The sequence below is a fragment of the Zoogloea sp. GDB6 genome (assembly GCF_056724105.1).
Genome location: NZ_CM161497.1, coordinates 4,101,883 through 4,123,202, shown reverse-complemented (window position 1 = coordinate 4,123,202; position 21,320 = coordinate 4,101,883). Strand labels below are relative to the sequence as shown.

The following is a 21,320-nucleotide window of genomic DNA, read 5'->3' as shown; positions in this document are numbered from 1 at the left end:
GGTCGGCAATCAGGCTGCGGCGACAGGCGCGTCTGCGCGCAATTCGTCGAGGGGCTTGCCCTGGGCCAGCCAGTCGATTACCCATTGGGGCTTGCGGCCATGGCCGGTCCAGCCGATGGCGGCATTTTCCGGGTGGCGGAACTTGATTACCGATGCCGGCTTGGCGGCTGCCTTCTTGGCCGGCTTGGCTGCGGCTTTCTTGGGGGCGGCCGGTGCGGCTTTTTCCGGGTTTTCCTGGCCGATGACTTCGGTCAGGCTCATGCCGTGCTCTGCAGCCAGCTTCTGCATGCGCTTCAGCAGGTCTTTCTTGGCGGAATCGGAACGGCGCCGAATCTCGGTTTCGACTTTGGTTTGCAGGCGGCGCAATTCGGTAAGGGAGAGCGAGGAGATGTCCATGGCGTTTCATTCCTTCAGCTTGGAGCTGAGCTACTGTTGATGTGGTGAGGCGGTCGTAAGGTGCCGTCTTGTAGGATGTTTATTGCTGTTCTTATTTTGCCACCGTTTTCCGGTGATTTGGCAAGTGTTTTATTTCCATTTATTCGAGTGCCACGCTGACCAGCTTGGGCTTGAGTATTTGAAGCAGGTCGTGGGGGTGAACCCCTACGAGAAATCCGCGGCGCCCGCCGTTGATATAAATCAGGGGCAGGTCGAGGATGCTGTTTTCCATAAAGACGGGCAGTGTCTTCTTTGTGCCGAATGGAGAGGTGCCGCCCACGAGGTAACCCGTGTGGCGCTGCGCAACCGCGGGGTCGCAAGGGGTGATCTGCTTGTGGCCGGCCTGCCGAGCCAACTCCTTTGTGGAAACCTTGCGGTCGCCGTGCATCAATACGATCAGGGGCTGGCGTGCCTCGTCTTCCATTACCAGTGTCTTGACGACTGCATGCTCGGAAACATTGAGTTCCCGTGCCGATACACGGGTGCCACCATGCTCCTCGTAAGCGTAGAGATGAGTTGAGAAGGCTGCCTTGTGCTGGCGTAGAAAGCGGGTGGCCGGTGTTTCCGGTGCATTGTGATCTTGGCGGGCCATGGTTTTGCTGGAAATGAATCGTGAGTCACAGGTCAAGTTGACCGGAAATATCCCGTGGAGTTTCGAAGAGATTGCCCTGAATTTCATCACCAGGGCGCAAATTCCCTTCATGGGCCAATAGCCAGCGCTTGATGTCGATCAGATAGCCTTTTTCATTGTGGGCGAATCCGCCGATTCCGGAGTGCGTGACGACCCGGTGACAGGGAATGACGAGGGGAAAGGGGTTGTCGCCGCAGGCCTGCCCGACCGCGCGGGGAACGCTGTCTACATCCTTTGCGAGGTCACCGTAGGTGCGCGTTTGGCCGCAGGGGATGGCTGCAATGGCGGCCCATATCCGGCGGCGGTACTGGCTCCCCTGAATGAGCAGTGGCAGCGTGAATCGGACGTTGGGATCCTGCAGGTAGCGCTCTATTTGCGCGATGGCCTTTTCGGCCAGTTCGTCGTGTGCCGGTTGCAGCGGGTGCTCGTTCGGCAGAAAGACGATTTGGTCGATAAAGTCGGCACACGTGGCAATGCCGATGTGGCAGAATGGCATCGGCATGACCGCCGAGAACAAGGGCGATGGATTGCCAGCGCTGGGCAAAGGGGAGGAGGGCATGGCACGAATTGTGCGCCCCGCTTCGCCGGCTCGGCAAGAGTGCCCTCAGCTTTGCGGAACGGTGAGTTTCGAGCTTTCGGCCTGCGGCCTATTCGGGGTGGCGGATGCTTCGTTAGGCGTTGAGGAATACCGGGTCAGGCATATCGGTGGTTCGACTTGCCGATTTCGCGGTGGGCCTGGAACTATTGCCGGGGAGCATTTGACGCGAAGCCGTATGTCTTGATGCGCGGACTCGGGGGCGGGGGCTTAATTCCGGTGTGTTCGTGTAACACCGCGAGGCTGTCGGGTTTGTCGCGTTTGTCGAATTTGGGGGCTGCAATGTTGGGCGTGCCCGCTTTAAAGGCGTCCCCTTACACACAATTCAGCCCTGATCCATTTTCCTTGCCTGGCGCATGCCTTCGACAAAGACAGCCAGCTGCTGGAGACCGAGCCAGATTGTCTTGGCGCCGGGCTCACCATCATGTCGGCGGGCCAGGAAGCCTCCACGCTGGGCGATCAGGCGCAAGACGGTGTTCAGCGCGGGCACAGCTGTCGGGATGGGCTTCTTGTTCAGGATAAAGGCGGCCCGCCACTCATCGGCTTCGAACGCCATGTCGGCGGGTAAATCGGGCAGGCTCCGACCCAGGCGCATCAGGCGGTTGATCCGCCAGGCGATCACCATGTAAAGCGCCAGCGCACTTTGCAGGCGACGCGTGCCGGCCATCACCCGTTCCCACAGCCTCTCGCCTTCGGGCAGGACCCGGTTGTGCTGGCAGCGCACCACATAGTCGGCGGCATATTCCAGTTCCCGGGCCTTGAGCAGCAGGGCCAGGATGTCCGACTCCCGGTCTCCCACGCAGATGTGCCGGGTGCCGGGCAAGGCCCGCGCCTGCTCGGCGATCCGCTCGTAGCTCTCCACCCAGCGCACACTCTCCAGAATCCCGCCGCGCGGGGTATCCCCCTTCTTGAACTCCCGCGCCCAGGTCCAGGCATTGGTGACGCCCAGCGGCTCCCGTTCGGGGCTGACGACATAGGTCGGGTGCAGGTACAGGCCCCGCTGGGCTTCGTAAGACAGCGGCCCCAGCCCACTCATCGCCTGGCCGTTGTAGTCCAGCTCCGTGGTGTCCTGCAGGCACAGCACCACCGCATGTTCCTGTATCCGTGCCTGGCTGGCTTGCGCATGCGCCGTCAGGATCTCCTCCCAGCCCACCTGATCATGGCTCAGGAAACGATACGCCGCCGCCGTCTCCGCCCAGTTTCCACAGGCACCGGGATGCTCGCTCCAGGTTGCTGACCCAGCCGCTCGGCCAGCAGAACCGCTCGCTTGTTCAACCGCCGATCGCCCAGCTGTATCGTCCCGAACTCGTCTCTCGCCCAACTCATCAGCCAGCCTCGTCAGTTATTTGGCATGAAGCATACAGGCTGGAGAGTTGTGTGTAAGGGGATGCCTTTAAAGGGCCGGTGAGGGCTGCTCCGTTTCCTATTCGTCGAATAGGCTTTGTTCGCTTGCCGGGCAATGAAAACGCCCGCTCGTCGTGCATCTCTGCACTTTGAGCGGGCGTAGGGGCCCGGGTGCGATAACGCCCGTGGCGTTATCCGGCTATCCGGTTATCCGAGTCAGACGCGGACCTGGCCTTCGCCGAAGACAATCCATTTCTGGCTGGTCAGGCCTTCGAGGCCCACCGGGCCGCGGGCGTGGATCTTGTCGGTGGAGATGCCGATCTCCGCTCCGAGGCCGTACTCGAAACCATCGGCAAACCGTGTCAACGCGTTGATCATCACCGAGGAGGAATCCACTTCCCGCAGGAAGCGCATTGCTCGGGTGTGGTTCTCGGTGACGATGGCTTCGGTGTGTTGGGAAGAATAGGTGTTGATGTGGGCAATCGCTTCGTCGAGTCCGTCAACGATCTTGATGGCAATGATCGGAGCGAGGAATTCCTCGCTCCAGTCCGATTCCGACGCCGCCTTCAGCTGGGCGTCGGCAATGCCGGCTTCGCGCAGGATGGCGAGGGAGGTCGGACAGGCGCGTAGTTCGACGCCCTTGCTGGCCAGCATGGTGCCAATCGTGGGCAATTGGGCGCGGGCCACGCTGGCGTCCACCAGCAGGGATTCGGTGGTGTTGCAGGTGCCGTAGCGCTGGGTCTTGGCGTTCTCGACGATGGCGAGGGCCTTGGCGGGATCGGCAAACGCATCCACGTACACGTGGCAGTTGCCGTCCAGGTGCTTGATCACCGGCACCCGGGCTTCGTTGGAGATGCGCTCGATGAGGCCCTTGCCGCCGCGGGGCACGATGACGTCCACGAACTCAGGCATGGTGATGAGCTCGCCGACGGCGGTGCGGTCGGTCGTTTCGATGACCTGGATGGCCGCTTCCGGCAGTCCGGCGGCGGCGAGGCCGGCCCGCACGCAGGCGGCGATCGCCTGGTTGGAGTGCAGGGCCTCCTTGCCGCCACGCAGGATCGCCGCGTTGCCGGACTTCAGGCACAGGGCGGCGGCGTCAGCGGTGACGTTGGGGCGGGCTTCGTAGATGATGCCGATGACGCCGAGCGGTACGCGCATCTTGCCGACGGTGATGCCGGACGGACGACGCTTGAGGTCGGTCATCTCGCCGACCGGATCAGGTAGCGCGGCAACCTGCTCCAGGCCGACGGCCATCGCCTCGATGCCCTTCTCGGAGAGGGTCAGGCGGTCGATCATGGCCGGCTCGAGGCCGTTGGCACGGGCTTCTTCCAGATCCTGGCGGTTGGCGGCGGCCAGTTCGGCCTTGCGTGCGCGGATCTCGGCGGCCATCGCAAGGAGGGCCTTGTTCTTGGCGTCGGTGGAGGCTGCGGCCACGCCGCGCGATGCAGCGCGGGCCTGGCGACCGACGGTCTGCATATAGGTCTTGATGTCCATCTTCGTCATCTCGTCTCGGTTGGTGGCGCGGGGCTCAGCGCCGGGCCGCGGCTTGCTGGGCGGCTGTGGCGCGGGTGAGGCGCAGGCACAGTTGGAGGAATTCATCCCATACATCACCGCTGGCCAGACCCTTGATCATCCTGTCAATCTTTGCGGCGTGCAAGATCGATGTGCGCAGGACCGCGGAGTTCAGGCGCGGCAATGCACGCTGAATAGCCTGCTTGCGGCGTTCATCGTAGACGCGCTCGGCCTTCAGAAGGTTCGACAGGGGCTGGCCTTCGTCCACGCCGAGGCGGAGATTGGCGAGGGTACGGATCTCATTGGCGAGCGTCCACAGCACCAGCGGGGGTGCTTCGCCTTCACCCTTGAGGCCCTCCAGTAGGCGGGCACACCGGCCGGCGTCGCCTTCCAGCAGGGCCTGGCGCAGTGTGTCCACGTCGTAGCGGGCCACGTTGAGCACCGCGTCGCGCACCGTGGCCAGATTCAATTGTCCGGGTGGGTGGAGCAGGCCCAGCTTGAGGATCTCCTGGTGGGCGGCGAGCAGGTTGCCCTCTACGTGATCGGCGATGAAGTTCAGCGCGTCCGCATCCGCTTTTTGCTGCTGGCGGTTGAGGCGCAGTGCGATCCATTCGGGGAGGCGTTCCCGTTCCGGGGCATTGAGTTCGATGGCTACGCCGGCTTCGGCAAGCGCGACGAACCAGGCGGACTTGCGGGTTGCCCAGTCGATTTCGGGCAGCGTGACGAGGGTGACGACACCGTCGTCGAGATTGCGGGCGTAGCGCTGCAGCGCCTCGCCGCCTTCGCGGCCGGGTTTGCCGTTGGGGATGCGCAGGTCCACCAGCTTGCTGGCGCCGAACAGTGACAGGTTGCCGGCTGCGGCCTGCAGGGACTCCCAGCGGAAGCCCTGGCCGGCGACCAGCACCTCCCGTTCCTCGTAGCCCTGTTTGCGGGCGGCAGCGCGAATCGCGTCGCCGGCTTCGAGCACCAGCAGGGGTTCGTTGCCGTGCAACAGGTAGAGCGGGGAGAGGGGCTTGTCGAGTTGGGCGGCGAGCTGCTCCGGACGCAGATTCACGGCTTGGGCTCGGCTTCCGGCATTTTCGCCGCAGCCAGGCGGCGCATCAGCTGCTGCACCAGATCACCCTGCATGTCCCGGTAGAGCAGGACTTCTTCCTGTTCTTTGGCAAGCAGCTGGGAGTCGTCAAAGGCCAGGTCGCGCTTCAGATAGATTTCGTTGGGAGCGACGACCTCGTGGCCGGCCTTGTCCACTACCCGGAAGTAGAAGCGCTGGCGCAGTTGGTACTCGCGTACACGGCCCTGAGCGTTGAGGGCCAGGATCGCCTTCTCTTTTGCATCGGCGAGCACCTCCAGGCGGACCTGGGCCTCTTCCGGCTGGTCGACGATTTGAGTGTTGCCGCTGGCCCGGATCTGACGCCGGATGGCGGCGGCCAGGTCGGAATACTGATACATGCCCAGATAGATCGACTCGAAGGGCATGGGGCGCGGCCCGCGCAGTTGGAAGCCGCATCCGACCAACAGCAGCGGAGCGGCGCCGAGCGCGGCGAGGGCCCGGCGACGGGCGAACGAAGTAGGCTGGCTCATGGGAGCGATTCCTTCTTTAGGCGCTGCCGTTCCTTGGTGTAAGCATCGAAATCGGGGCCCGCGGGGTCGGGCGCCACGTCGCGACCCGGCTCGCCTTGCCGCCGGGTGTTTTCCTGCCGGATTCCTTCGTAGACAGCCCTCTCCCCCTGCGTGCCGCAGGCGGAGAGCAGAGCGAGGGGGAGGAGGTAAGCGACGCTACGCACGATGCTGGCTCCGAGATCAGCAGACGATATTGACGAGGCGGCCCGGGACGACCACGACCTTCTTGGCCGGCTTGCCTTCCATGAACTTGACCGCGGCCTCGTTGGCCAGCGCGGCCGCTTCGATCGCGTCCTTGGCCGCATCGGCCGGCACGCGCAGCGCGCCGCGCAGCTTGCCATTGACCTGCAGCATCAGTTCGATCTCGTCCTGCACCAGCGCGGCGTCGAGGGGCTCCGGCCAGGCGGCCTTGAGGATGTCCTCGCCGTAGCCGAGCTCGGCCCACAGGGCGTGGCTGATGTGCGGAGTGAGCGGCGACAGCACGCGCAGCAGGATGCCGAAGCACTCCTCGATCACCTCGGCAGCCAGTGCGCCTTCACGCGGGGCTTTTTCCAGAGCGTTGAGCATCTTCATGGTGGCGGAGGCCACGGTGTTGAACTGCTGCTTGCCCAGGTCGTAGTTGGCTTGCTTGAGGAGCAGGTGGATCTCGCGGCGGAAGCTGGCCAGCGCTTCGGGCAGCTTGGCGCCGTTCAGGCTGCGCTCGGCGCCGATCTGCGGGCGGATCTCGCTGGCGAGCAGGTGGCCGAAGCTCCACACCCGGCGCAGGAAGCGGTAGGCGCCTTCGACGCCGGCGTCGGACCACTCGAGGGTCTGTTCGGGCGGCGCGGCGAACATCATGAAGAAGCGCGCGGTGTCGGCGCCGTATTGCTCGATGAGCGCCTGCGGGTCCACGCCGTTGTTCTTGGACTTGGACATGGTGGTCAGCTCGTGCTCGAGCACGGTGCTGTCCTTCTTCAGCGTCGCGCCGGTGATCTGGCCCTTGGCATCCTTCTGAACGTCGATCTCGCTTTCCCAGAAGTAGTTCTTGCCGCCGCCTTCGGGCTTGTGGAAGAAGGCGTTGTTGAGAACCATGCCCTGAGTCAGCAGGTGGGCGAAGGGCTCGCGGTAGGTGACCAGGCCGATGTCGCGCATCACCTTGGTCCAGAAGCGCGAGTAGAGCAGGTGCAGGATGGCGTGTTCGATGCCGCCGATGTACTGGTCGACGGTCATCCAGTAGCCGGTTTCGTCGTCGACCATCTTGTCGGCGCCGAATTTGGTGGCGTAGCGGGCGTAGTACCAGGACGAATCCACGAAGGTGTCCATGGTGTCCGTCTCGCGCTTGGCGGGCTTGCCGCAGCACGGGCAGGGGGTATTCAGGAAGTCCGCGCGCTTGTGCAGCGGGTTGCCGGAGCCGTCCGGCACGCAGTCTTCGGGCAGCACCACCGGCAGTTGGTCGTCGGGCACCGGCACCGGGCCGCAGTCTTCGCAGTGGATGATGGGGATCGGGCAGCCCCAGTAGCGCTGACGGGAGACGCCCCAGTCGCGCAGGCGCCACTGGATCTTCTTCTCGCCAACGTTCTTGGTGGCCAGGTCGGCGGCGATCGCGTCGACGGCGGCTTCATAGCCGAGGCCGTCGTACTTGCCCGAATTCACGCAGACGCCATCCTTGCTGCCGTACCACTCTTCCCAGGCGTCGGTAGAGTAGGGCTTGTCACCGAGGGCGACGACCTGCTCAATCGGCAGGTTGTACTTCTTGGCGAAGGCGAAGTCGCGCTCGTCGTGGGCGGGCACGCCCATTACGGCGCCGTCGCCGTAGCTCATCAGCACGTAGTTGCCGACCCACACCTCGACCTGTTTGCCGGTCAGCGGATGGGTCACGAACAGACCGGTGGGCAGGCCTTCCTTCTCCATCGTGGCCATGTCTGCTTCCATCACCGAGCCGTGCTTGCACTTTTCGATGAAGGCAGCCAGCGCCGGATTGTCCTTGGCTGCATGCAGGGCCAGCGGATGTTCGGCGGCCACGGCGCAGAAGGTGACACCCATGACGGTGTCGGCGCGGGTGGTGAATACCCACAGTTCGCCATTGTTGATGAGCTGGCCGTCGTCGCCCGTGATGTCGTGGCTGAAGGCAAAGCGCACGCCGGTGCTCTTGCCGATCCAGTTGGCCTGCATCAGCTTGACCCGCTCGGGCCAGCCTTCCAGAGTATCCAGGTCGGACAGCAGCTCGTCGGCGTAGTCGGTGATCTTCAGGTAGTAGCCGGGGATCTCGCGCTTCTCGACGAGGGCGCCGGTGCGCCAGCCGCGGCCGTCGATGACCTGCTCGTTGGCGAGCACGGTCTGGTCGACCGGGTCCCAGTTGACGACCTGGGTCTTGCGCTCGGCAATGCCCTTTTCGAGCATGCGCAGGAACAGCCACTGGTTCCACTTGTAGTACTCGGGGGTGCAGGTGGCCAACTCGCGGCTCCAGTCGATGGCGAAACCCAGCGACTTGAGCTGCTGCTTCATGTAAGCGATGTTGTCGTAGGTCCACTTGGCCGGCGGAACCTGGTTCTTGATCGCGGCATTTTCGGCGGGCAGGCCGAAAGCGTCCCAGCCCATCGGCTGCAGGACGTTGTAGCCCTTCATCTTGTGGAAGCGGGACAGCACGTCGCCGATCGTGTAGTTGCGCACGTGGCCCATGTGCAGCTTGCCCGACGGATACGGGAACATGGACAGGCAGTAGTACTTGGGCTTCGACGCGTCGGCGACGACGCGGAAGGCTTCGGTGCTGTCCCAGTGCTGCTGGGCGGCGCGTTCGATATCGGCGGGAAGGTATTTGTCCTGCATGGGCGGAAAAGTCGCGGATGGAACGAAACCGCGCATTATAAACCGGTCCGGTGAAGCCCGCTGGAGCGCTCTCAAGACATTGATGTCATGAGATATTTCCCCTTCATGTTTGGGTTTGGTGCATGTCATGGCCAAATGCGTCTGCTACAATCGCGCTCCCGCAACGCAGCATTTTCCTATGTCCGAGCCCCTTGTCCGTCTTGAGAATGTGCGCTTCGCCTATGGCGAGCGGATGATCCTGCGCGACATTTCACTGTCCATTCCGCGTGGCCAGGTGGTTGCCATCATGGGGGGGAGCGGTTGCGGCAAGACCACGCTGCTGCGCCTGATCGGCGGGCAGGAGCGTGCCGTCGGTGGCCGCGTGCTGGTTGATGGTCAGGATGTCGGGGGGCTGGATCGTGAGGATCTGTACGCGCTGCGCCGGCGTATGGGCATGTTGTTCCAGTTCGGCGCCTTGTTCACCGACATGACGGTGTTCGACAACGTGGCTTTCCCGTTGCGTGAGCACACCGACCTGTCGCCAGAGCTGATCAACGACCTGGTGCTGATGAAGCTGCATGCTGTCGGCCTGCGCGGTGCAGCCCAGCTGCGGCCGGGGGAGCTTTCCGGGGGCATGGCGCGGCGCGTCGCGCTGGCGCGGACGATCGCCCTTGATCCGATGCTGCTGATGTACGACGAGCCCTTCACGGGTCTCGACCCGATTTCCCTCGGCGTGATCGGACAGCTGATCCGCCGCCTGAACAATGCGCTCGGCGCCAGCTCGCTGATCGTCACCCACGACATTCAGGAGTCCCTCCAGATCGTGGACTACATCTATTTCATTTCCGAAGGGCGGGTCGTGGCCGAGGGAACGCCGGACGAGATCCGCAATACCTCCGATCCCTTCGTGCATCAGTTCGTCCATGCCGAGGCCGACGGGCCGGTGCCTTTTCACTATCCCGCCGGCGACTACGCGACGGCACTGGTCGGAGGGGCCGGCTGATGGGGGATGTGTTTCGCAAGTTGGGCTCCCTGGCGATCAGTGGGGTCTGGCAGCTGGGCTTCATCGCCCGTTTCTTCGTATTGATACTGCGTTACTCGGGGCAGTCCTTCATGCGGCTGCACCTGACGATCCGCGAGCTGTACTTCAGCGGCGTGCTGTCGCTGCTGATCATCTTGGTGTCTGGCCTGTTCGTCGGCCTGGTGCTGGGGCTGCAGGGCTATGAAATCCTGCAGCGCTATGGTTCCAGCGAGGCGATGGGCACGATGGTGGCGTTGTCACTGTTGCGGGAACTCGGTCCGGTGGTGGCTGGTCTGCTGTTCGCCAGTCGGGCCGGCTCGGCGGTGACGGCGGAAATCGGCTTGATGAAGGTCACCGAGCAGCTCAAGGCGATGGACATGATGGCGGTCAATCCGATTGCTCGTGTAGTGGCGCCGCGTTTCTGGGGCGGCGTGGTGTCCATGCCGCTGCTGGCTGCGCTGTTCTCGACGATGGGGATTTTCGGTGGCTGGCTGATCGGGGTGGTGTTCATCGGTGTCGATGATGGTGCCTTCTGGTCGCAGATGCGAGCGGCCGTCGATTTCCGTTACGACGTGCTCAACGGGGTGTTCAAGAGCGCCGTGTTCGGCGTTGCCGTCGCGTTGATCGCCGTGTTCGAAGGCTACGACTGCGTGCCGACCGCCGAAGGGGTGTCCCGGGCGATCACGCGTACCGTCGTGAGCTCTGCGCTGGCCATTCTGGCGCTTGATTTTGTAATGACGTCTTTCATGTTCCGAGGTCTATGATGAGTCGCACGACGCTCGACCTGTGGGTCGGTGTTTTCGTGGCAATGGGTATCGCCGCGTTGTTGTTCCTGGCCCTCAAGGTCGCCAGCATTTCCGGGTCGGACATCCGGTCGCCCTATACCCTCAGCGCCCGTTTCGACAACATCGGTGGCCTCAAGGTGCGTGCGCCGGTCAAGAGTGCTGGCGTGCTGGTGGGGCGGGTCACCGAAATTCGCTACGACAATGAACACTTTCAGGCTGAAGTTGTCTTCTCGGTGGACGGGCGTTACAAGTTCCCGACTGATACGTTCGCCAACATCCTGACCTCCGGTTTGCTCGGCGAGCAGTACCTCGGCCTCGATCCCGGTGGAGAGGAAAAGGCCCTTGCACCCGGTGATGTCATCAAAAAGACCCAATCCGCCGTTGTTCTCGAAAAGCTGATCAGTCAGTTCATGTTCAACAAGGCGGCTGACGGAGAGCAGGCGCCCGCAAAGTAAGGAAGGCTGCGGGGGCGGATCAATACAGAGAGCGCCTCGCCGAGTGCGGGCCGGAATGACAATGAACAAGAACAGCAAACCTGAATCGACCTTGCTGCGACGGAGCACGCTGGCCATTGGGCTGGCGTTCGCCGTGGCGGGCTGTGCAGGGCCCGGCGGGCATCCCAAGGATCCCCTTGAGCCGATGAACCGCGCCACTTTCCAGTTCAATGAAAAGGCGGACAAGTACGTGATGCGCCCGGTGGCCGAGGTCTATGATCAGGCGCCGCTGCCGCTGAAGACTGGTGTCGCGAACTTCTTCGGCAACATTGCGGACGTCTGGATCGGCGTCAATAATCTGCTGCAGGGCAAGTTCGTCGATGGCCTCTCCGACGGCGGACGCTTCCTGCTCAACTCCACGGTGGGTTTGCTGGGTGTCTTCGACGTTGCGAGCGAAATCGGTCTGGAGAAGCACGACGAGGATCTGGGGCAGACGCTGGGCTATTGGGGCGTTGGCGATGGTCCCTACCTTGTGCTGCCCTTGCTGGGGCCGAGCAATGTCCGGGATGGCGTGTCGCTGATCGGCGACTTCCATTTCGATCCGCTCATGCAACTCGAGGATGTCGGTGCCCGCAACAGCCTGACCGGCCTGCGCTTCGTCAGCAAGCGAGCTGCGCTGCTGGGGGCCGATACGGCTGCAGAAGAGGCAGCCCTGGACAAGTACGGCTACATGCGCAGTTTCTACATGCAGTACCGCCGCAACCAGATCTTCGACGGCCAGCCTCCGCGCGAAAAGGATCCGGACGAGGACGACTCCTCCGACAGCGACAACGATAAGGCAGCGACCGACGCGAATGCGGCCGGTGGCGCTGCTGATAAAACTCCCTCCCCCGACAAGAAGGAAAGCCAATGAAACGCTTCACCTCCCTGTTTGCCGCGCTGGTGTTGGGCCTTGGCATCCAGTTCAGCGCCGCAGCCAATACCGTGGCGCCCGATGCCCTGGTCAAGAGCGTCAGCGATGACGTGATTTCCATCGTCCGCCAGGACAAGGCGATCCAGTCCGGCGACACCCGCAAGGCCGTCAGCTTGGTCGAAACCAAGGTGCTGCCTTACTTCGACTTCGCCCACATGACCCGTCTGGCCGTCGGCAAGGACTGGAAGCAGGCCTCCGCCGACCAGAAGGGCACGCTGACCCAGGAGTTCAAGACGCTGCTGGTGCGCACCTATTCCAATGCGCTGACCAAGTACCGCGATCAGCAAATCGATTTCGAGCCACTGAAGGCCAAGCCCGAGGACACCGACGTGATCGTACGTACCAAGGTGCGTCAGGCGGGCGCCAAGGCGGTGCAGATCGATTACAACCTCGAGAAGCAGGGCGACAACTGGAAGGTCTACGACGTGCTGGTAGCGGGCGTAAGCCTCGTCACCAACTACCGTGACGAGTTTGGTCAGGAAGTGCGCGCCGGCGGTATCGATGGGTTGATCAAGTCCCTGAAGGACAAGAACAAGCAGATCGATCCTGCTGTGGCTGCCAAGAAATGATCCAGGCTGAAGGCGCTCGCCTGAGCCTCAGCGGCCCCCTGACCATCGCCACCGTTGCGGCGCTGGTGGAGGCCGGGCGCGAGCACGTTGCCGGTGGTGACCGTGTCGTCGATCTGTCCGGCGTGACGCAAGTGGATTCCGCGGCGCTGGCCCTGTTGCTGAGCTGGCAGCGCAGCGCCCGGGCTGCCGGACGGCAGCTTTCCATCGACCGGGCGCCGGTGGCGCTGGTCAGTCTCGCGTCCCTCTACGACGTCGATTCCATTCTTTCTCTGGCTCGCTGAGCCTGTCGTCCGTCTCATGAGTCCAGCGATCCGTATTGCCGGTGTCACCAAGCGTTTCCGTTCCCTGCAGGCCCTGGCCGGCGTCGACCTCGAGGTGGCCCAGGGCGAGTTCTTCGGGCTGCTCGGTCCCAACGGGGCCGGCAAGACCACCCTGATTTCATCCCTGGCGGGGCTGGCGCGGCCTGACTCCGGCACGCTGGAGGTCATGGGTCATGACGTGGTCCGCGATTACCGCGCCGCGCGCCTGGCTCTTGGTGTGGTGCCGCAGGAACTGGTCTTTGATCCGTTCTTCAACGTGCGCGAGATGCTGCGCATCCAGTCGGGCTATTTCGGGATCCGCAACAACGACGACTGGATCGACGAGATCCTGCATCATCTGGATCTCACCGAAAAGGCCAGCTCCAACATGCGCATGCTGTCGGGCGGCATGAAGCGTCGGGCGCTGGTGGCCCAGGCGCTGGTCCATCGTCCGCCTGTCATCGTCCTTGACGAGCCGACAGCCGGCGTGGACGTGGAGTTGCGTCACGGCTTGTGGCAGTTCATCCGCAAGCTGAATCAGGATGGTCACACCATCGTGCTGACCACCCATTACCTTGAAGAGGCCGAGTCCCTGTGCGGGCGCATCGCCATGCTGAAGGCGGGGCGCATTGTGGCGCTGGACACGACGGCCAACCTGCTGCAGCGTTTCGCCAGCCATACGCTGCAACTGCGGCTGGCGAAACCCGTTGTCGTATCGCCGGAACTGGAGGGGCGCGTGCTTTCCCGGGATGGCCTGCAATGGACGCTGGGTTTCGATAATTTTGACGAGGTCGGGCACCTGCTTGCCGGCCTCAAGTCCGCCGGTGCCGAGATCGTCGACATGGCCCTCGGCAAGCCTGACCTGGAACAGGTCTTCGTTGGCGTGATGAACCAGAACTGAGGCAGCATGGAAGGTTTCAAGACCCTGTTGTACAAGGAGTGCCTGCGCTTCTGGAAGGTGGGTTTCCAGACGGTGTTGTCGCCGGTGCTCAATGCGGTGCTCTATCTATTGATCTTCGGCCATGTGCTTGAGGATCACGTTCAGCCTTTCCCGGGCGTCAACTACACGGCCTTCCTGGTGCCGGGCCTGGTGATGATGACGGTGCTCCAGAACGCCTTCGCCAACAGCTCGTCGTCGCTGATCCAGAGCAAGATCACCGGCAACATCGTGTTTGTGCTATTGCCGCCAATTTCGTACCGGGAGTTCTATTCCGCCTACGTGCTGGCGGCGGTGCTGCGCGGCAGCCTGTGCGGGATCGGCGTGCTGCTGGCGGCCTTGCCCTTTGCACACCTGCCTTTCGCCGAGCCGTTGTGGATCGTAGCCTTTGCACTGGTCGGAGGCGCGTTTCTTGCGAGCCTCGGCGTGATCGCGGGGATCTGGGCTGACAAGTTCGACCAGTTGGCAGCCTTCCAGAACTTCCTGATCATGCCGCTGACGATGTTGTCCGGCGTGTTCTATTCGATCCATTCGCTGCCGGGTTTCTGGCAGGGGGTGTCGCATTTCAACCCGTTTTTCTTCATGATTGACGGGTTCAGGTATGGCTTTTTCGGAGTCTCCGATGTGTCGCCGTGGGCGAGCCTTGGGGTCGTGACTGTCTGTTTTGTCGTGCTCGCGGTGCTTACCCTGCAAATGCTTGCCAGGGGCTACAAGCTGCGGGCCTGAGGAGTGATTATGTTTCCGGCTAGCGAAATCGAGCGGTTGATTGCTGCAGGTCTCGAGTGTGATTTCCTGCAGATCGAAGGGGATGACGGCACCCATTTCACGGGCATCGTCGTCAGCCCGGCATTTGAAGGCAAGCCGCGGGTGCGTCAGCACCAGGCGGTGTATGCCACCCTGGGCAAGCTGATGGGCAACGAGATCCACGCCCTTCAGTTGTCGACCTTTACGCCCACCCAGTGGGCCGAATTGCAGAAGGAACTGGGCTGATCGCCCTTTGATGCATGGATAAACTGCTGATCGAAGGCGGCGTCCGCCTGTCCGGCGAGATCGCCATTTCCGGTGCCAAGAACGCCGCGCTGCCCATCCTGTGTGCGGCGCTGCTGACCAGCGAACCGGTGACCTTCACCAATGTGCCGCGTCTTAACGACATCGGCACGCTGCTGCGCCTGCTCGAACAGATGGGCGTCAAGGTGAGCCGTGATGGCGACACTGTCACGCTGGATGCCGGCGGGGTGAACAACCCGGTCGCGTCCTACGAGATGGTCAAGACCATGCGCGCTTCCATCCTGGTGCTTGGCCCGCTCGTCGCCCGCTTCGGTGAGGCGCAGGTGAGCCTGCCCGGCGGCTGCGCGATCGGCGCTCGCCCGGTGGACCAGCACATCAAGGGCCTGCAGGCGATGGGTGCCGAGGTCAAGGTCGAGCATGGCTATGTGCACGCCAAGGTGCCCAAGCTGAAGGGCGCCCGCCTGTTCACCGACATGGTCACCGTGACCGGCACCGAGAACCTGATGATGGCGGCCTGTCTGGCCGACGGCGAGACCGTCATCGAGAACGCGGCCCGCGAGCCGGAGGTGGTCGATCTGGCCAACTGTCTGGTGGCGATGGGCGCGCAGATCTCCGGTGCTGGCGGTGACGTGATCCGCATCAAGGGTGTGCCGGCCCTGCATGGCGCAACCCACCGCATCATGCCGGATCGCATCGAGACCGGGACCTACCTGTGTGCGGCAGCGATCACCGGCGGCGATGTCCGCGTGACCGGCACGTCGACCTGCTACCTGGACGCCGTCGTCGACAAGTTAATGGATGCCGGCTGTGAAGTGATCGGCGAGCGCGACGCGATCCGTCTGAAGGCGCCGGCGCGGCTCACGTCGGTGAGTCTGCGTACCGCGCCTTACCCGGCTTTCCCGACCGACATGCAGGCCCAGTTCATGGCGATCAATGCGGTGGCCAATGGCACGGCAGTGATTCGCGAGACCATCTTCGAGAACCGCTTCATGCACGCGGTCGAACTGCAGCGTCTCGGGGCTGACCTCCGCATCGACGGCAACACGGCCTTCGTGAAGGGCGTCGAGCGTCTGCAAGGGGCGACGGTGATGGCGACCGATCTGCGTGCGTCGGCGAGCCTGATCATCGCGGCGCTGGTGGCCGAAGGCGAAACCACGGTGGATCGCATTTACCACCTGGATCGCGGCTACGAGCGACTGGAAGAGAAGTTGTCTGCGCTCGGTGCCCGCGTCCGGCGGATTCGCTGAATAGCGCATGACGGGTGGGCCGCCTCGGCGGCCCATGGCTGAGGCGGGGCTAGCTGCCCGGCGTCACGGCCAGCACTTTCAACTGGATGGCGTGGCCGTCAGGGGTGTGCCAGTCGATGATCTGTCCTACCGACAAGCCCAGCAGGGCGCTGCCGGCCGGGGAAAAGATGGATACCTTGCCGTCGCCGCTGCCCGCATCGTGGGGCCAGGCGAGGGTCAGATCGTACTCGCGTCCGGACATTTCCTCGCGGAAACGGGCGCGGCTGTCCATGCTGATCACGTCTTCGGGCATCGCGTCGTCGTCGAGGACGGTGGCCCGTTCGAGCTCGGCACGCAGGCCGTCGAGATCGCTGCGGTTGCGGGTGGGCGGCTTGGAGAGCAGGGCTTCGAGGCGTTCGAGGTCGCGGGTGGACACGATGATTTCGGGTTTCACTGGGTACTCCTTCGGTTAGTTCAAAAGAAAATGGCCGATCCCGCCGGACGGCGGTTCAGCCACGAGCCACAGGCTAGCAGAAAGGGGACGCTGCGCAAACGTCCCGCCGCATTGGGCGCGAAGGGCTCCCCGAATCGGATAGAATCGCGCTTTACGCACACAGAGCATCATCTTGAACGGCATTACGCTTGCCCTCTCGAAGGGCCGAATCTTCGAGGAAACCCTGCCGCTGCTCGCTGCCGCGGGGATCACGCCGACCGATAACCCGGAGACCTCGCGCAAGCTCATTATCGGCACCAACCGGCCGGATGTGCGGCTGGTCATCGTGCGCGCCACCGATACGCCGACCTATGTGCAGTACGGTGCGGCGGACATGGGCATCGCCGGCAAGGACGTGTTGCTGGAGCATGGTGGCGCCGGTCTGTACCAGCCGCTGGATCTCAATATCGCCAAGTGCCGCCTGTGCGTGGCCGTGCCGAAGGAGTTCGACTACGCCGCCGCCGTCCAGCGCGGTGCACGTATCCGCGTAGCGACCAAGTACGTGAAGGCGGCCAAGGCGCACTTCGCGGCCAAGGGCATGCACGTGGACCTGATCAAGCTCTACGGCTCCATGGAGCTCGCGCCGCTGGTCGGCCTGGCCGACGCGATCGTCGATCTGGTGTCCACCGGCAGCACGCTGAAGGCCAACAACCTGGTGGAAGTGGAGGACATCATGCCGATCAGTTCCCGCCTCGTCGTCAATCAGGCCTCCCTCAAGCTCAAGCGCGAGCTGATCCAGCCGGTGCTGGAGGCCTTTGCAGGAGCCATCAAGAAATGAGCGCCCAGATCCGTCGCCTGTTCTCCGCCGAACCCGACTTCATCGCCACGCTGGATGCGCTGCTGGCCTTCGAAGGCAGCACCGATGCGGCCATCGAGCAGGCGGTCGGCGATATCCTGACGAATGTGCGCAAGAACGGTGACGCCGCCGTTGTCGAGTACACCCGCCGCTTCGATCATCTGGACGTCAGCGACATGGCGGCGCTGGAGCTGCCGCGGGCTGATCTCGAGGCTGCGCTGGCGGGCCTCAGCGACGAGCAGCGCCAGGCGCTGGAAGCCGCCGCCGCGCGCGTGCGCACCTATCACGAACGTCAGGTGCTCGAATCCTGGCGTTACAACGACGAGTCCGCAGGCATGGCCGGCACTCGCCTGGGCCAGAAGGTCACGCCGCTGGACCGCGTCGGCCTGTATGTGCCGGGCGGCCGTGCGTCCTACCCCAGCTCGGTGCTGATGAATGCGATTCCCGCCAAGGTGGCTGGCGTCGGTGAGCTGATCATGGTGGTGCCGACGCCTCGTGGCGAGCGCAGCCAGCTGGTGCTGGCCGCTGCGGCGATCACCGGAGTGGACCGTGTGTTCACCATCGGCGGCGCCCAAGCCGTTGCCGCGCTGGCTTATGGCACGCAGACCATCCCGCAGGTGGACAAGATCGTCGGGCCGGGCAATGCCTATGTGGCGAGCGCCAAGCGGCGCGTCTTCGGCACTGTCGGCATCGACATGGTGGCCGGGCCGTCCGAAGTGCTGATCATCTCCGATGGCACCGGCAATCCGGACTGGGTGGCGATGGACCTGTTTGCGCAGGCCGAGCACGATGAGCTGGCCCAGTCGATCCTGCTGTGTACCGACGAGGACTTCATCGCCCGGGTGGAGACGAGCATTGCCCGCCTGCTGCCGGAAATGCCGCGCCGTGACACGATCGCCACGTCGTTGGCCAATCGTGGTGCCTTGGTGCTGGTGCGTGACCTGGCGGAAGCCTGTGAGGTTGCCAACCGTATCGCACCCGAGCACCTGGAGTTGTCGCTGGCCGACCCGTACCAGTGGATCGACCAGATCCGCCATGCTGGTGCGATCTTCATCGGCCACTATTCGGTCGAGGCCCTCGGTGACTACTGCGCCGGCCCCAACCACGTGCTGCCGACGATGCGCAGCGCGCGTTTCTCCAGCCCGTTGGGGGTGTACGACTTCCAGAAGCGCACCAGCCTCATCGACATTTCGGAGCAGGGCGCCCAGACCCTCGGCAGGATCGCCTCGGTGCTGGCCCATGGCGAAGGCCTGCAGGCCCACGCCCGCTCGGCGGAGATGCGTCTGAAGGGGTGATTCGCTTCTCCGGCTGGATGTGAAAAAGCCGCACCCGAGGGTGCGGCTTTTTTGTGTACGTCAGTACTCGAAGAATCAGGCCAGGATCGCCTTCAGCGCCTGAATGAGCTGTGCGCACTGGGCATCGGTGCCCACGGTGATGCGCAGGAACTGGTCGATGCGGGGTGCCTTGAAGTGGCGCACGATGATGCTGCGTTCGCGCAGCGCGGCGGCCAGGGCGGCGGCGTCGTGGGCCGGATGGCGGGCGAACACGAAGTTGGCCGCGGACGGCAGCACCTCGAAGCCCAGCGTGGCGAGATCTTCGGACAGGGTGTCGCGGCTGGCGATGACCTGCCGGCGGGTCTGCTCGAAGTAGGCTTCGTCATCCAGCGCGGCGCTGGCGCCGACTAGGGCCAGGCGGTCGAGAGGATAGGAGTTGAAGCTGTCCTTCACGCGGGTCAGGGCTTCGATGAGCTCCGGCTGGCCGATCGCGAAGCCGGTGCGCAGGCCGGCGAGGGAGCGCGACTTGGATAGGGTCTGGGTGACCAGCACGTTGGGGTAGCGCTTGACCAGCGCCACGGCGGTGGGGATCGTGTCGAGTCCGCCGAAATCCACGTAGGCCTCGTCGATGACGATCGGGCTGTCCGGCAGGCCCTCCGCCAGGCGGGCGATCTCGTCGAGTGTCAGCAGGCGACCGGTGGGGGCGTTCGGGTTCGGGAAGATCACGCCGCCGACCTTGTCCGCACCACGCGACAGGTAGTCGTCCACGCGGATCGCGAAGTGCTCGTCGAGAGGCACGGCATCAAAATCGATGCCGTACAGCCCGCAATACACCGGATAGAAGCTGTAGCTGATGTCCGGGAACAGCAGCGGCGCGTCGTGCTTGAGCAAGGCATGGAAGGTGTGGGCGAGGACTTCGTCCGAGCTGTTGCCGACGAAGACCCATTCTGGCGCCACGTCGAAATGGCGGGCGACGGCAGCCTTCAGCTGTGCGCCGGTCGGATCCGGGTAGAGCTTCAGGCGGTCTGCGTCGTCACCGAGCTCGGCGCGGATGGCCTCGAGCACGCGCGGGCTCGGCGGATAGGGGTTCTCGTTGGTGTTGAGCTTGACCAGGTTGGCGAGCTTGGGCTGCTCGCCGGGAACATACGGGGTCAGGCCGTGGACGACGGGGCTCCAGAAACGGCTCATGGCAGGTCGGTGCGGCACGGCTAAGTGCCGCAAGGGACTGTAAAAACGCTAGATGCTATCATGGCCCCATTCGTTCCAAGTCCATCACCGTTTTTCTGGAAATAAGCGCAATGCGGCAAGCCGAAATATCCCGCAATACCCTTGAGACGCAGATCCGGGTCAGGGTCAACCTGGACGGCTCGGGCAAGAGCCAGCTCAATACCGGTATCGGTTTCTTCGATCACATGCTCGATCAGATCGCCCGCCATGGCTGCTTCGATCTGGACATCGAAGCCACCGGGGACCTGCACATCGATGGCCACCACACCGTCGAGGATGTCGGCATCACCGTTGGCCAGGCCTTCGCCAAGGCGCTGGGCGACAAGAAGGGGCTGACCCGCTACGGTCATGCCTACGTGCCCCTCGATGAAGCCCTGTCGCGGGTCGTCGTCGATCTGTCCGGCCGTCCGGGCCTGGAGTTCGACGTACCCTTCACCGCCGGTGCGATCGGCGCGCTGGACACCCAGCTGGTGTACGAGTTCTTCCAGGGCTTCGTGAATCACGCCGGTGTCAGCCTGCACATCGACAACCTGAAGGGCCGCAACGCCCACCACCAGTGCGAAACGGTGTTCAAGGCCTTTGGCCGTGCGCTGCGCATGGCGGTTACGCCGGATCCCCGTCAGGCCGGCGTGGTGCCTTCCACGAAGGGGGCCCTGTGAGCAAGATCGCAATCATCGATTACGGCATGGGCAACCTGCGTTCGGTGGCCAAGGCCATCGAACATGTCTCCGACGGGGTTGAGGTCGTTGTCACCGCCGATCCGGCCGAAGTGCTGTCGGCGGAGCGGGTGGTTTTCCCGGGACAGGGCGCGATGCCTGACTGCATGCGCGAGCTGGATGCCCGTGGCCTGCGTCCGGCGGTGCTCGAGGCAGCCCGCAGCAAGCCGTTCCTGGGGATTTGCATCGGCCAGCAGATGCTCTTCGAGCACAGCGAGGAAGGCAATGTGCCGGGGCTTGGCATCTTCCGCGGCGAGGTGCGTCGCTTCCCCGCCGACAAGATGGTGGCGGCCGACGGTTCGCGCCTGAAGGTTCCGCACATGGGCTGGAACGAGGTGTGGCAGAAGCAGGCGCATCCCCTGTGGGCCAACATCGAGGACGGCGCCCGTTTTTATTACGTACACAGTTATTACGTCGATCCGGCAGATCCTGCCATTGTGGCGGCTACCACGGACTACGGCATCCCCTTTACCGGCGCGGTAGCGCAGGCTAATATCTTCGCCATTCAATTCCACCCGGAAAAGAGCGCGCACGCGGGCCTGCAACTGCTGTCCAACTTCGTTACCTGGAATCCCTGAGATTCCTGAAGCGCGGCTTTTCGTCATCCCGCATTCCGTTTCAACTCCTTACCGTCTTTCCTC

The 21,320-nt window shown here is 63.6% G+C and carries 24 protein-coding genes and 1 pseudogene; 14 read left to right on the top strand and 11 right to left on the bottom strand.

Translation table 11 applies throughout. From position 1 onward, the window contains the following. Window positions 1–9: 9 nt before the first annotated feature. From AC1PQG_RS18765 to leuS, 9 genes and pseudogenes are all read right to left on the bottom strand, one after another. A complete protein-coding gene (locus tag AC1PQG_RS18765; protein ID WP_481119314.1) occupies window positions 10–396 on the bottom strand; it encodes an H-NS histone family protein in 387 nt (128 codons plus the stop codon). A 139-nt stretch (window positions 397–535) separates the two neighbouring features. Then, window positions 536–1,027, bottom strand: coding sequence for a Cys-tRNA(Pro) deacylase (gene ybaK / locus AC1PQG_RS18760; protein WP_481119313.1), 492 nt, complete (start codon window positions 1,025–1,027; stop codon window positions 536–538). Window positions 1,028–1,052: 25 nt separating this feature from the next. Continuing rightward, entirely contained in the window at window positions 1,053–1,625 is a 573-nt protein-coding gene (locus AC1PQG_RS18755) for a methylated-DNA--[protein]-cysteine S-methyltransferase (protein ID WP_481119312.1), read from the bottom strand. Window positions 1,626–1,986: 361 nt separating this feature from the next. Further along, window positions 1,987–2,814, bottom strand: coding sequence for an IS4 family transposase (locus tag AC1PQG_RS18750; RefSeq protein WP_481123030.1), 828 nt, complete (start codon window positions 2,812–2,814; stop codon window positions 1,987–1,989). Between the two features lie 57 nt (window positions 2,815–2,871). Next, window positions 2,872–2,987, bottom strand: a pseudogene (locus tag AC1PQG_RS18745) (IS4/Tn5 family transposase DNA-binding protein); the annotation flags it as partial. A 234-nt stretch (window positions 2,988–3,221) separates the two neighbouring features. Further along, a complete protein-coding gene (locus AC1PQG_RS18740) occupies window positions 3,222–4,499 on the bottom strand; it encodes a glutamate-5-semialdehyde dehydrogenase (RefSeq protein WP_481123029.1) in 1,278 nt (425 codons plus the stop codon). 34 nt (window positions 4,500–4,533) lie between these two features. Continuing rightward, window positions 4,534–5,571 carry a DNA polymerase III subunit delta gene (gene holA, locus AC1PQG_RS18735; protein ID WP_481119311.1) on the bottom strand — a complete coding sequence of 346 codons (1,038 nt, stop codon included), beginning with the start codon at window positions 5,569–5,571 and terminating at the stop codon, window positions 4,534–4,536. After that, window positions 5,568–6,098 (bottom strand): LPS-assembly lipoprotein LptE, encoded by a 531-nt coding sequence (locus AC1PQG_RS18730; protein ID WP_481119310.1) that lies wholly within the window; start codon window positions 6,096–6,098, stop codon window positions 5,568–5,570. The genes holA and AC1PQG_RS18730 overlap by 4 nt, the downstream gene beginning before the upstream one ends. A 219-nt stretch (window positions 6,099–6,317) precedes the next feature. Next, on the bottom strand, window positions 6,318–8,942 hold the full coding sequence (gene leuS / locus AC1PQG_RS18725; RefSeq protein ID WP_481119309.1) for a leucine--tRNA ligase: 2,625 nt from the start codon (window positions 8,940–8,942) through the stop codon (window positions 6,318–6,320). Window positions 8,943–9,120: 178 nt separating this feature from the next. Between leuS and AC1PQG_RS18720 the strand changes: the two genes are divergently transcribed. The 10 genes from AC1PQG_RS18720 to murA all read left to right on the top strand — a co-directional run bounded on the left by AC1PQG_RS18720 (window position 9,121) and on the right by murA (window position 16,194). Continuing rightward, window positions 9,121–9,924, top strand: a complete 804-nt coding sequence (locus AC1PQG_RS18720) for an ABC transporter ATP-binding protein (RefSeq protein ID WP_481119308.1) — start codon at window positions 9,121–9,123, stop codon at window positions 9,922–9,924. Further along, entirely contained in the window at window positions 9,924–10,706 is a 783-nt protein-coding gene (gene mlaE, locus AC1PQG_RS18715; protein WP_481119307.1) for a lipid asymmetry maintenance ABC transporter permease subunit MlaE, read from the top strand. Before AC1PQG_RS18720 ends, mlaE begins: the two co-directional genes overlap by 1 nt. Then, the gene (gene mlaD / locus AC1PQG_RS18710) at window positions 10,706–11,182 is read left to right on the top strand and encodes an outer membrane lipid asymmetry maintenance protein MlaD (protein ID WP_481119306.1); all 477 of its coding nucleotides are present in this window, start codon (window positions 10,706–10,708) and stop codon (window positions 11,180–11,182) included. Before mlaE ends, mlaD begins: the two co-directional genes overlap by 1 nt. A 61-nt stretch (window positions 11,183–11,243) precedes the next feature. Next, window positions 11,244–12,074, top strand: coding sequence for an MlaA family lipoprotein (locus tag AC1PQG_RS18705; RefSeq protein WP_481119305.1), 831 nt, complete (start codon window positions 11,244–11,246; stop codon window positions 12,072–12,074). Continuing rightward, on the top strand, window positions 12,071–12,703 hold the full coding sequence (locus AC1PQG_RS18700) for an MlaC/ttg2D family ABC transporter substrate-binding protein (protein ID WP_481119304.1): 633 nt from the start codon (window positions 12,071–12,073) through the stop codon (window positions 12,701–12,703). Before AC1PQG_RS18705 ends, AC1PQG_RS18700 begins: the two co-directional genes overlap by 4 nt. Beyond that, window positions 12,700–12,984: an STAS domain-containing protein gene (locus AC1PQG_RS18695; protein ID WP_481119303.1), complete on the top strand. Its 285-nt coding sequence runs from the start codon at window positions 12,700–12,702 to the stop codon at window positions 12,982–12,984. The genes AC1PQG_RS18700 and AC1PQG_RS18695 overlap by 4 nt, the downstream gene beginning before the upstream one ends. A 16-nt stretch (window positions 12,985–13,000) precedes the next feature. Beyond that, window positions 13,001–13,903: an ABC transporter ATP-binding protein gene (locus AC1PQG_RS18690; RefSeq protein WP_481119302.1), complete on the top strand. Its 903-nt coding sequence runs from the start codon at window positions 13,001–13,003 to the stop codon at window positions 13,901–13,903. A gap of 6 nt (window positions 13,904–13,909) precedes the next feature. Continuing rightward, the gene (locus AC1PQG_RS18685) at window positions 13,910–14,665 is read left to right on the top strand and encodes an ABC transporter permease (protein ID WP_481119301.1); all 756 of its coding nucleotides are present in this window, start codon (window positions 13,910–13,912) and stop codon (window positions 14,663–14,665) included. A gap of 9 nt (window positions 14,666–14,674) precedes the next feature. After that, a complete protein-coding gene (locus AC1PQG_RS18680; RefSeq protein WP_079432829.1) occupies window positions 14,675–14,929 on the top strand; it encodes a BolA family protein in 255 nt (84 codons plus the stop codon). Window positions 14,930–14,943: 14 nt separating this feature from the next. Then, window positions 14,944–16,194, top strand: coding sequence for a UDP-N-acetylglucosamine 1-carboxyvinyltransferase (murA, locus tag AC1PQG_RS18675; RefSeq protein ID WP_481119300.1), 1,251 nt, complete (start codon window positions 14,944–14,946; stop codon window positions 16,192–16,194). A 49-nt stretch (window positions 16,195–16,243) separates the two neighbouring features. On the opposite strand, the gene rnk is transcribed toward murA, so the two are convergent. Beyond that, a complete protein-coding gene (gene rnk / locus AC1PQG_RS18670) occupies window positions 16,244–16,627 on the bottom strand; it encodes a nucleoside diphosphate kinase regulator (protein ID WP_481119299.1) in 384 nt (127 codons plus the stop codon). A 172-nt stretch (window positions 16,628–16,799) separates the two neighbouring features. On the opposite strand from rnk, the gene hisG reads away from it, so the two are divergent. Continuing rightward, a complete protein-coding gene (gene hisG / locus AC1PQG_RS18665; protein ID WP_481119298.1) occupies window positions 16,800–17,444 on the top strand; it encodes an ATP phosphoribosyltransferase in 645 nt (214 codons plus the stop codon). After that, entirely contained in the window at window positions 17,441–18,757 is a 1,317-nt protein-coding gene (hisD, locus tag AC1PQG_RS18660; RefSeq protein WP_481119297.1) for a histidinol dehydrogenase, read from the top strand. The genes hisG and hisD overlap by 4 nt, the downstream gene beginning before the upstream one ends. A 75-nt stretch (window positions 18,758–18,832) precedes the next feature. Here the strand turns inward: hisD and hisC are convergent, their stop codons facing one another. Further along, the gene (hisC, locus tag AC1PQG_RS18655) at window positions 18,833–19,924 is read right to left on the bottom strand and encodes a histidinol-phosphate transaminase (RefSeq protein ID WP_481119296.1); all 1,092 of its coding nucleotides are present in this window, start codon (window positions 19,922–19,924) and stop codon (window positions 18,833–18,835) included. Window positions 19,925–20,034: 110 nt separating this feature from the next. Between hisC and hisB the strand changes: the two genes are divergently transcribed. Continuing rightward, window positions 20,035–20,622, top strand: coding sequence for an imidazoleglycerol-phosphate dehydratase HisB (gene hisB, locus AC1PQG_RS18650; RefSeq protein ID WP_481119295.1), 588 nt, complete (start codon window positions 20,035–20,037; stop codon window positions 20,620–20,622). Then, on the top strand, window positions 20,619–21,257 hold the full coding sequence (gene hisH / locus AC1PQG_RS18645; RefSeq protein WP_481119294.1) for an imidazole glycerol phosphate synthase subunit HisH: 639 nt from the start codon (window positions 20,619–20,621) through the stop codon (window positions 21,255–21,257). Before hisB ends, hisH begins: the two co-directional genes overlap by 4 nt. Window positions 21,258–21,320 lie beyond the last annotated feature (63 nt).

Bases quoted from the DNA above. Each gene is read 5' to 3' on its own strand.
- ybaK (WP_481119313.1), bottom strand. From the start codon at position 1,027: ATGGCCCGCCAAGATCACAATGCACCGGAAACACCGGCCACCCGCTTT.
- AC1PQG_RS18765 (WP_481119314.1), bottom strand. From the start codon at position 396: ATGGACATCTCCTCGCTCTCCCTTACCGAATTGCGCCGCCTGCAAACC.
- mlaE (WP_481119307.1), top strand. From the start codon at position 9,924: ATGGGGGATGTGTTTCGCAAGTTGGGCTCCCTGGCGATCAGTGGGGTC.
- AC1PQG_RS18700 (WP_481119304.1), top strand. From the start codon at position 12,071: ATGAAACGCTTCACCTCCCTGTTTGCCGCGCTGGTGTTGGGCCTTGGC.
- AC1PQG_RS18755 (WP_481119312.1), bottom strand. From the start codon at position 1,625: ATGCCCTCCTCCCCTTTGCCCAGCGCTGGCAATCCATCGCCCTTGTTC.
- murA (WP_481119300.1), top strand. From the start codon at position 14,944: ATGGATAAACTGCTGATCGAAGGCGGCGTCCGCCTGTCCGGCGAGATC.
- AC1PQG_RS18720 (WP_481119308.1), top strand. From the start codon at position 9,121: ATGTCCGAGCCCCTTGTCCGTCTTGAGAATGTGCGCTTCGCCTATGGC.
- AC1PQG_RS18730 (WP_481119310.1), bottom strand. From the start codon at position 6,098: ATGAGCCAGCCTACTTCGTTCGCCCGTCGCCGGGCCCTCGCCGCGCTC.
- AC1PQG_RS18685 (WP_481119301.1), top strand. From the start codon at position 13,910: ATGGAAGGTTTCAAGACCCTGTTGTACAAGGAGTGCCTGCGCTTCTGG.
- mlaD (WP_481119306.1), top strand. From the start codon at position 10,706: ATGAGTCGCACGACGCTCGACCTGTGGGTCGGTGTTTTCGTGGCAATG.
- AC1PQG_RS18695 (WP_481119303.1), top strand. From the start codon at position 12,700: ATGATCCAGGCTGAAGGCGCTCGCCTGAGCCTCAGCGGCCCCCTGACC.
- AC1PQG_RS18740 (WP_481123029.1), bottom strand. From the start codon at position 4,499: ATGGACATCAAGACCTATATGCAGACCGTCGGTCGCCAGGCCCGCGCT.
- AC1PQG_RS18690 (WP_481119302.1), top strand. From the start codon at position 13,001: ATGAGTCCAGCGATCCGTATTGCCGGTGTCACCAAGCGTTTCCGTTCC.
- hisB (WP_481119295.1), top strand. From the start codon at position 20,035: ATGCGGCAAGCCGAAATATCCCGCAATACCCTTGAGACGCAGATCCGG.
- AC1PQG_RS18705 (WP_481119305.1), top strand. From the start codon at position 11,244: ATGAACAAGAACAGCAAACCTGAATCGACCTTGCTGCGACGGAGCACG.
- hisD (WP_481119297.1), top strand. From the start codon at position 17,441: ATGAGCGCCCAGATCCGTCGCCTGTTCTCCGCCGAACCCGACTTCATC.
- hisC (WP_481119296.1), bottom strand. From the start codon at position 19,924: ATGAGCCGTTTCTGGAGCCCCGTCGTCCACGGCCTGACCCCGTATGTT.
- AC1PQG_RS18680 (WP_079432829.1), top strand. From the start codon at position 14,675: ATGTTTCCGGCTAGCGAAATCGAGCGGTTGATTGCTGCAGGTCTCGAG.
- leuS (WP_481119309.1), bottom strand. From the start codon at position 8,942: ATGCAGGACAAATACCTTCCCGCCGATATCGAACGCGCCGCCCAGCAG.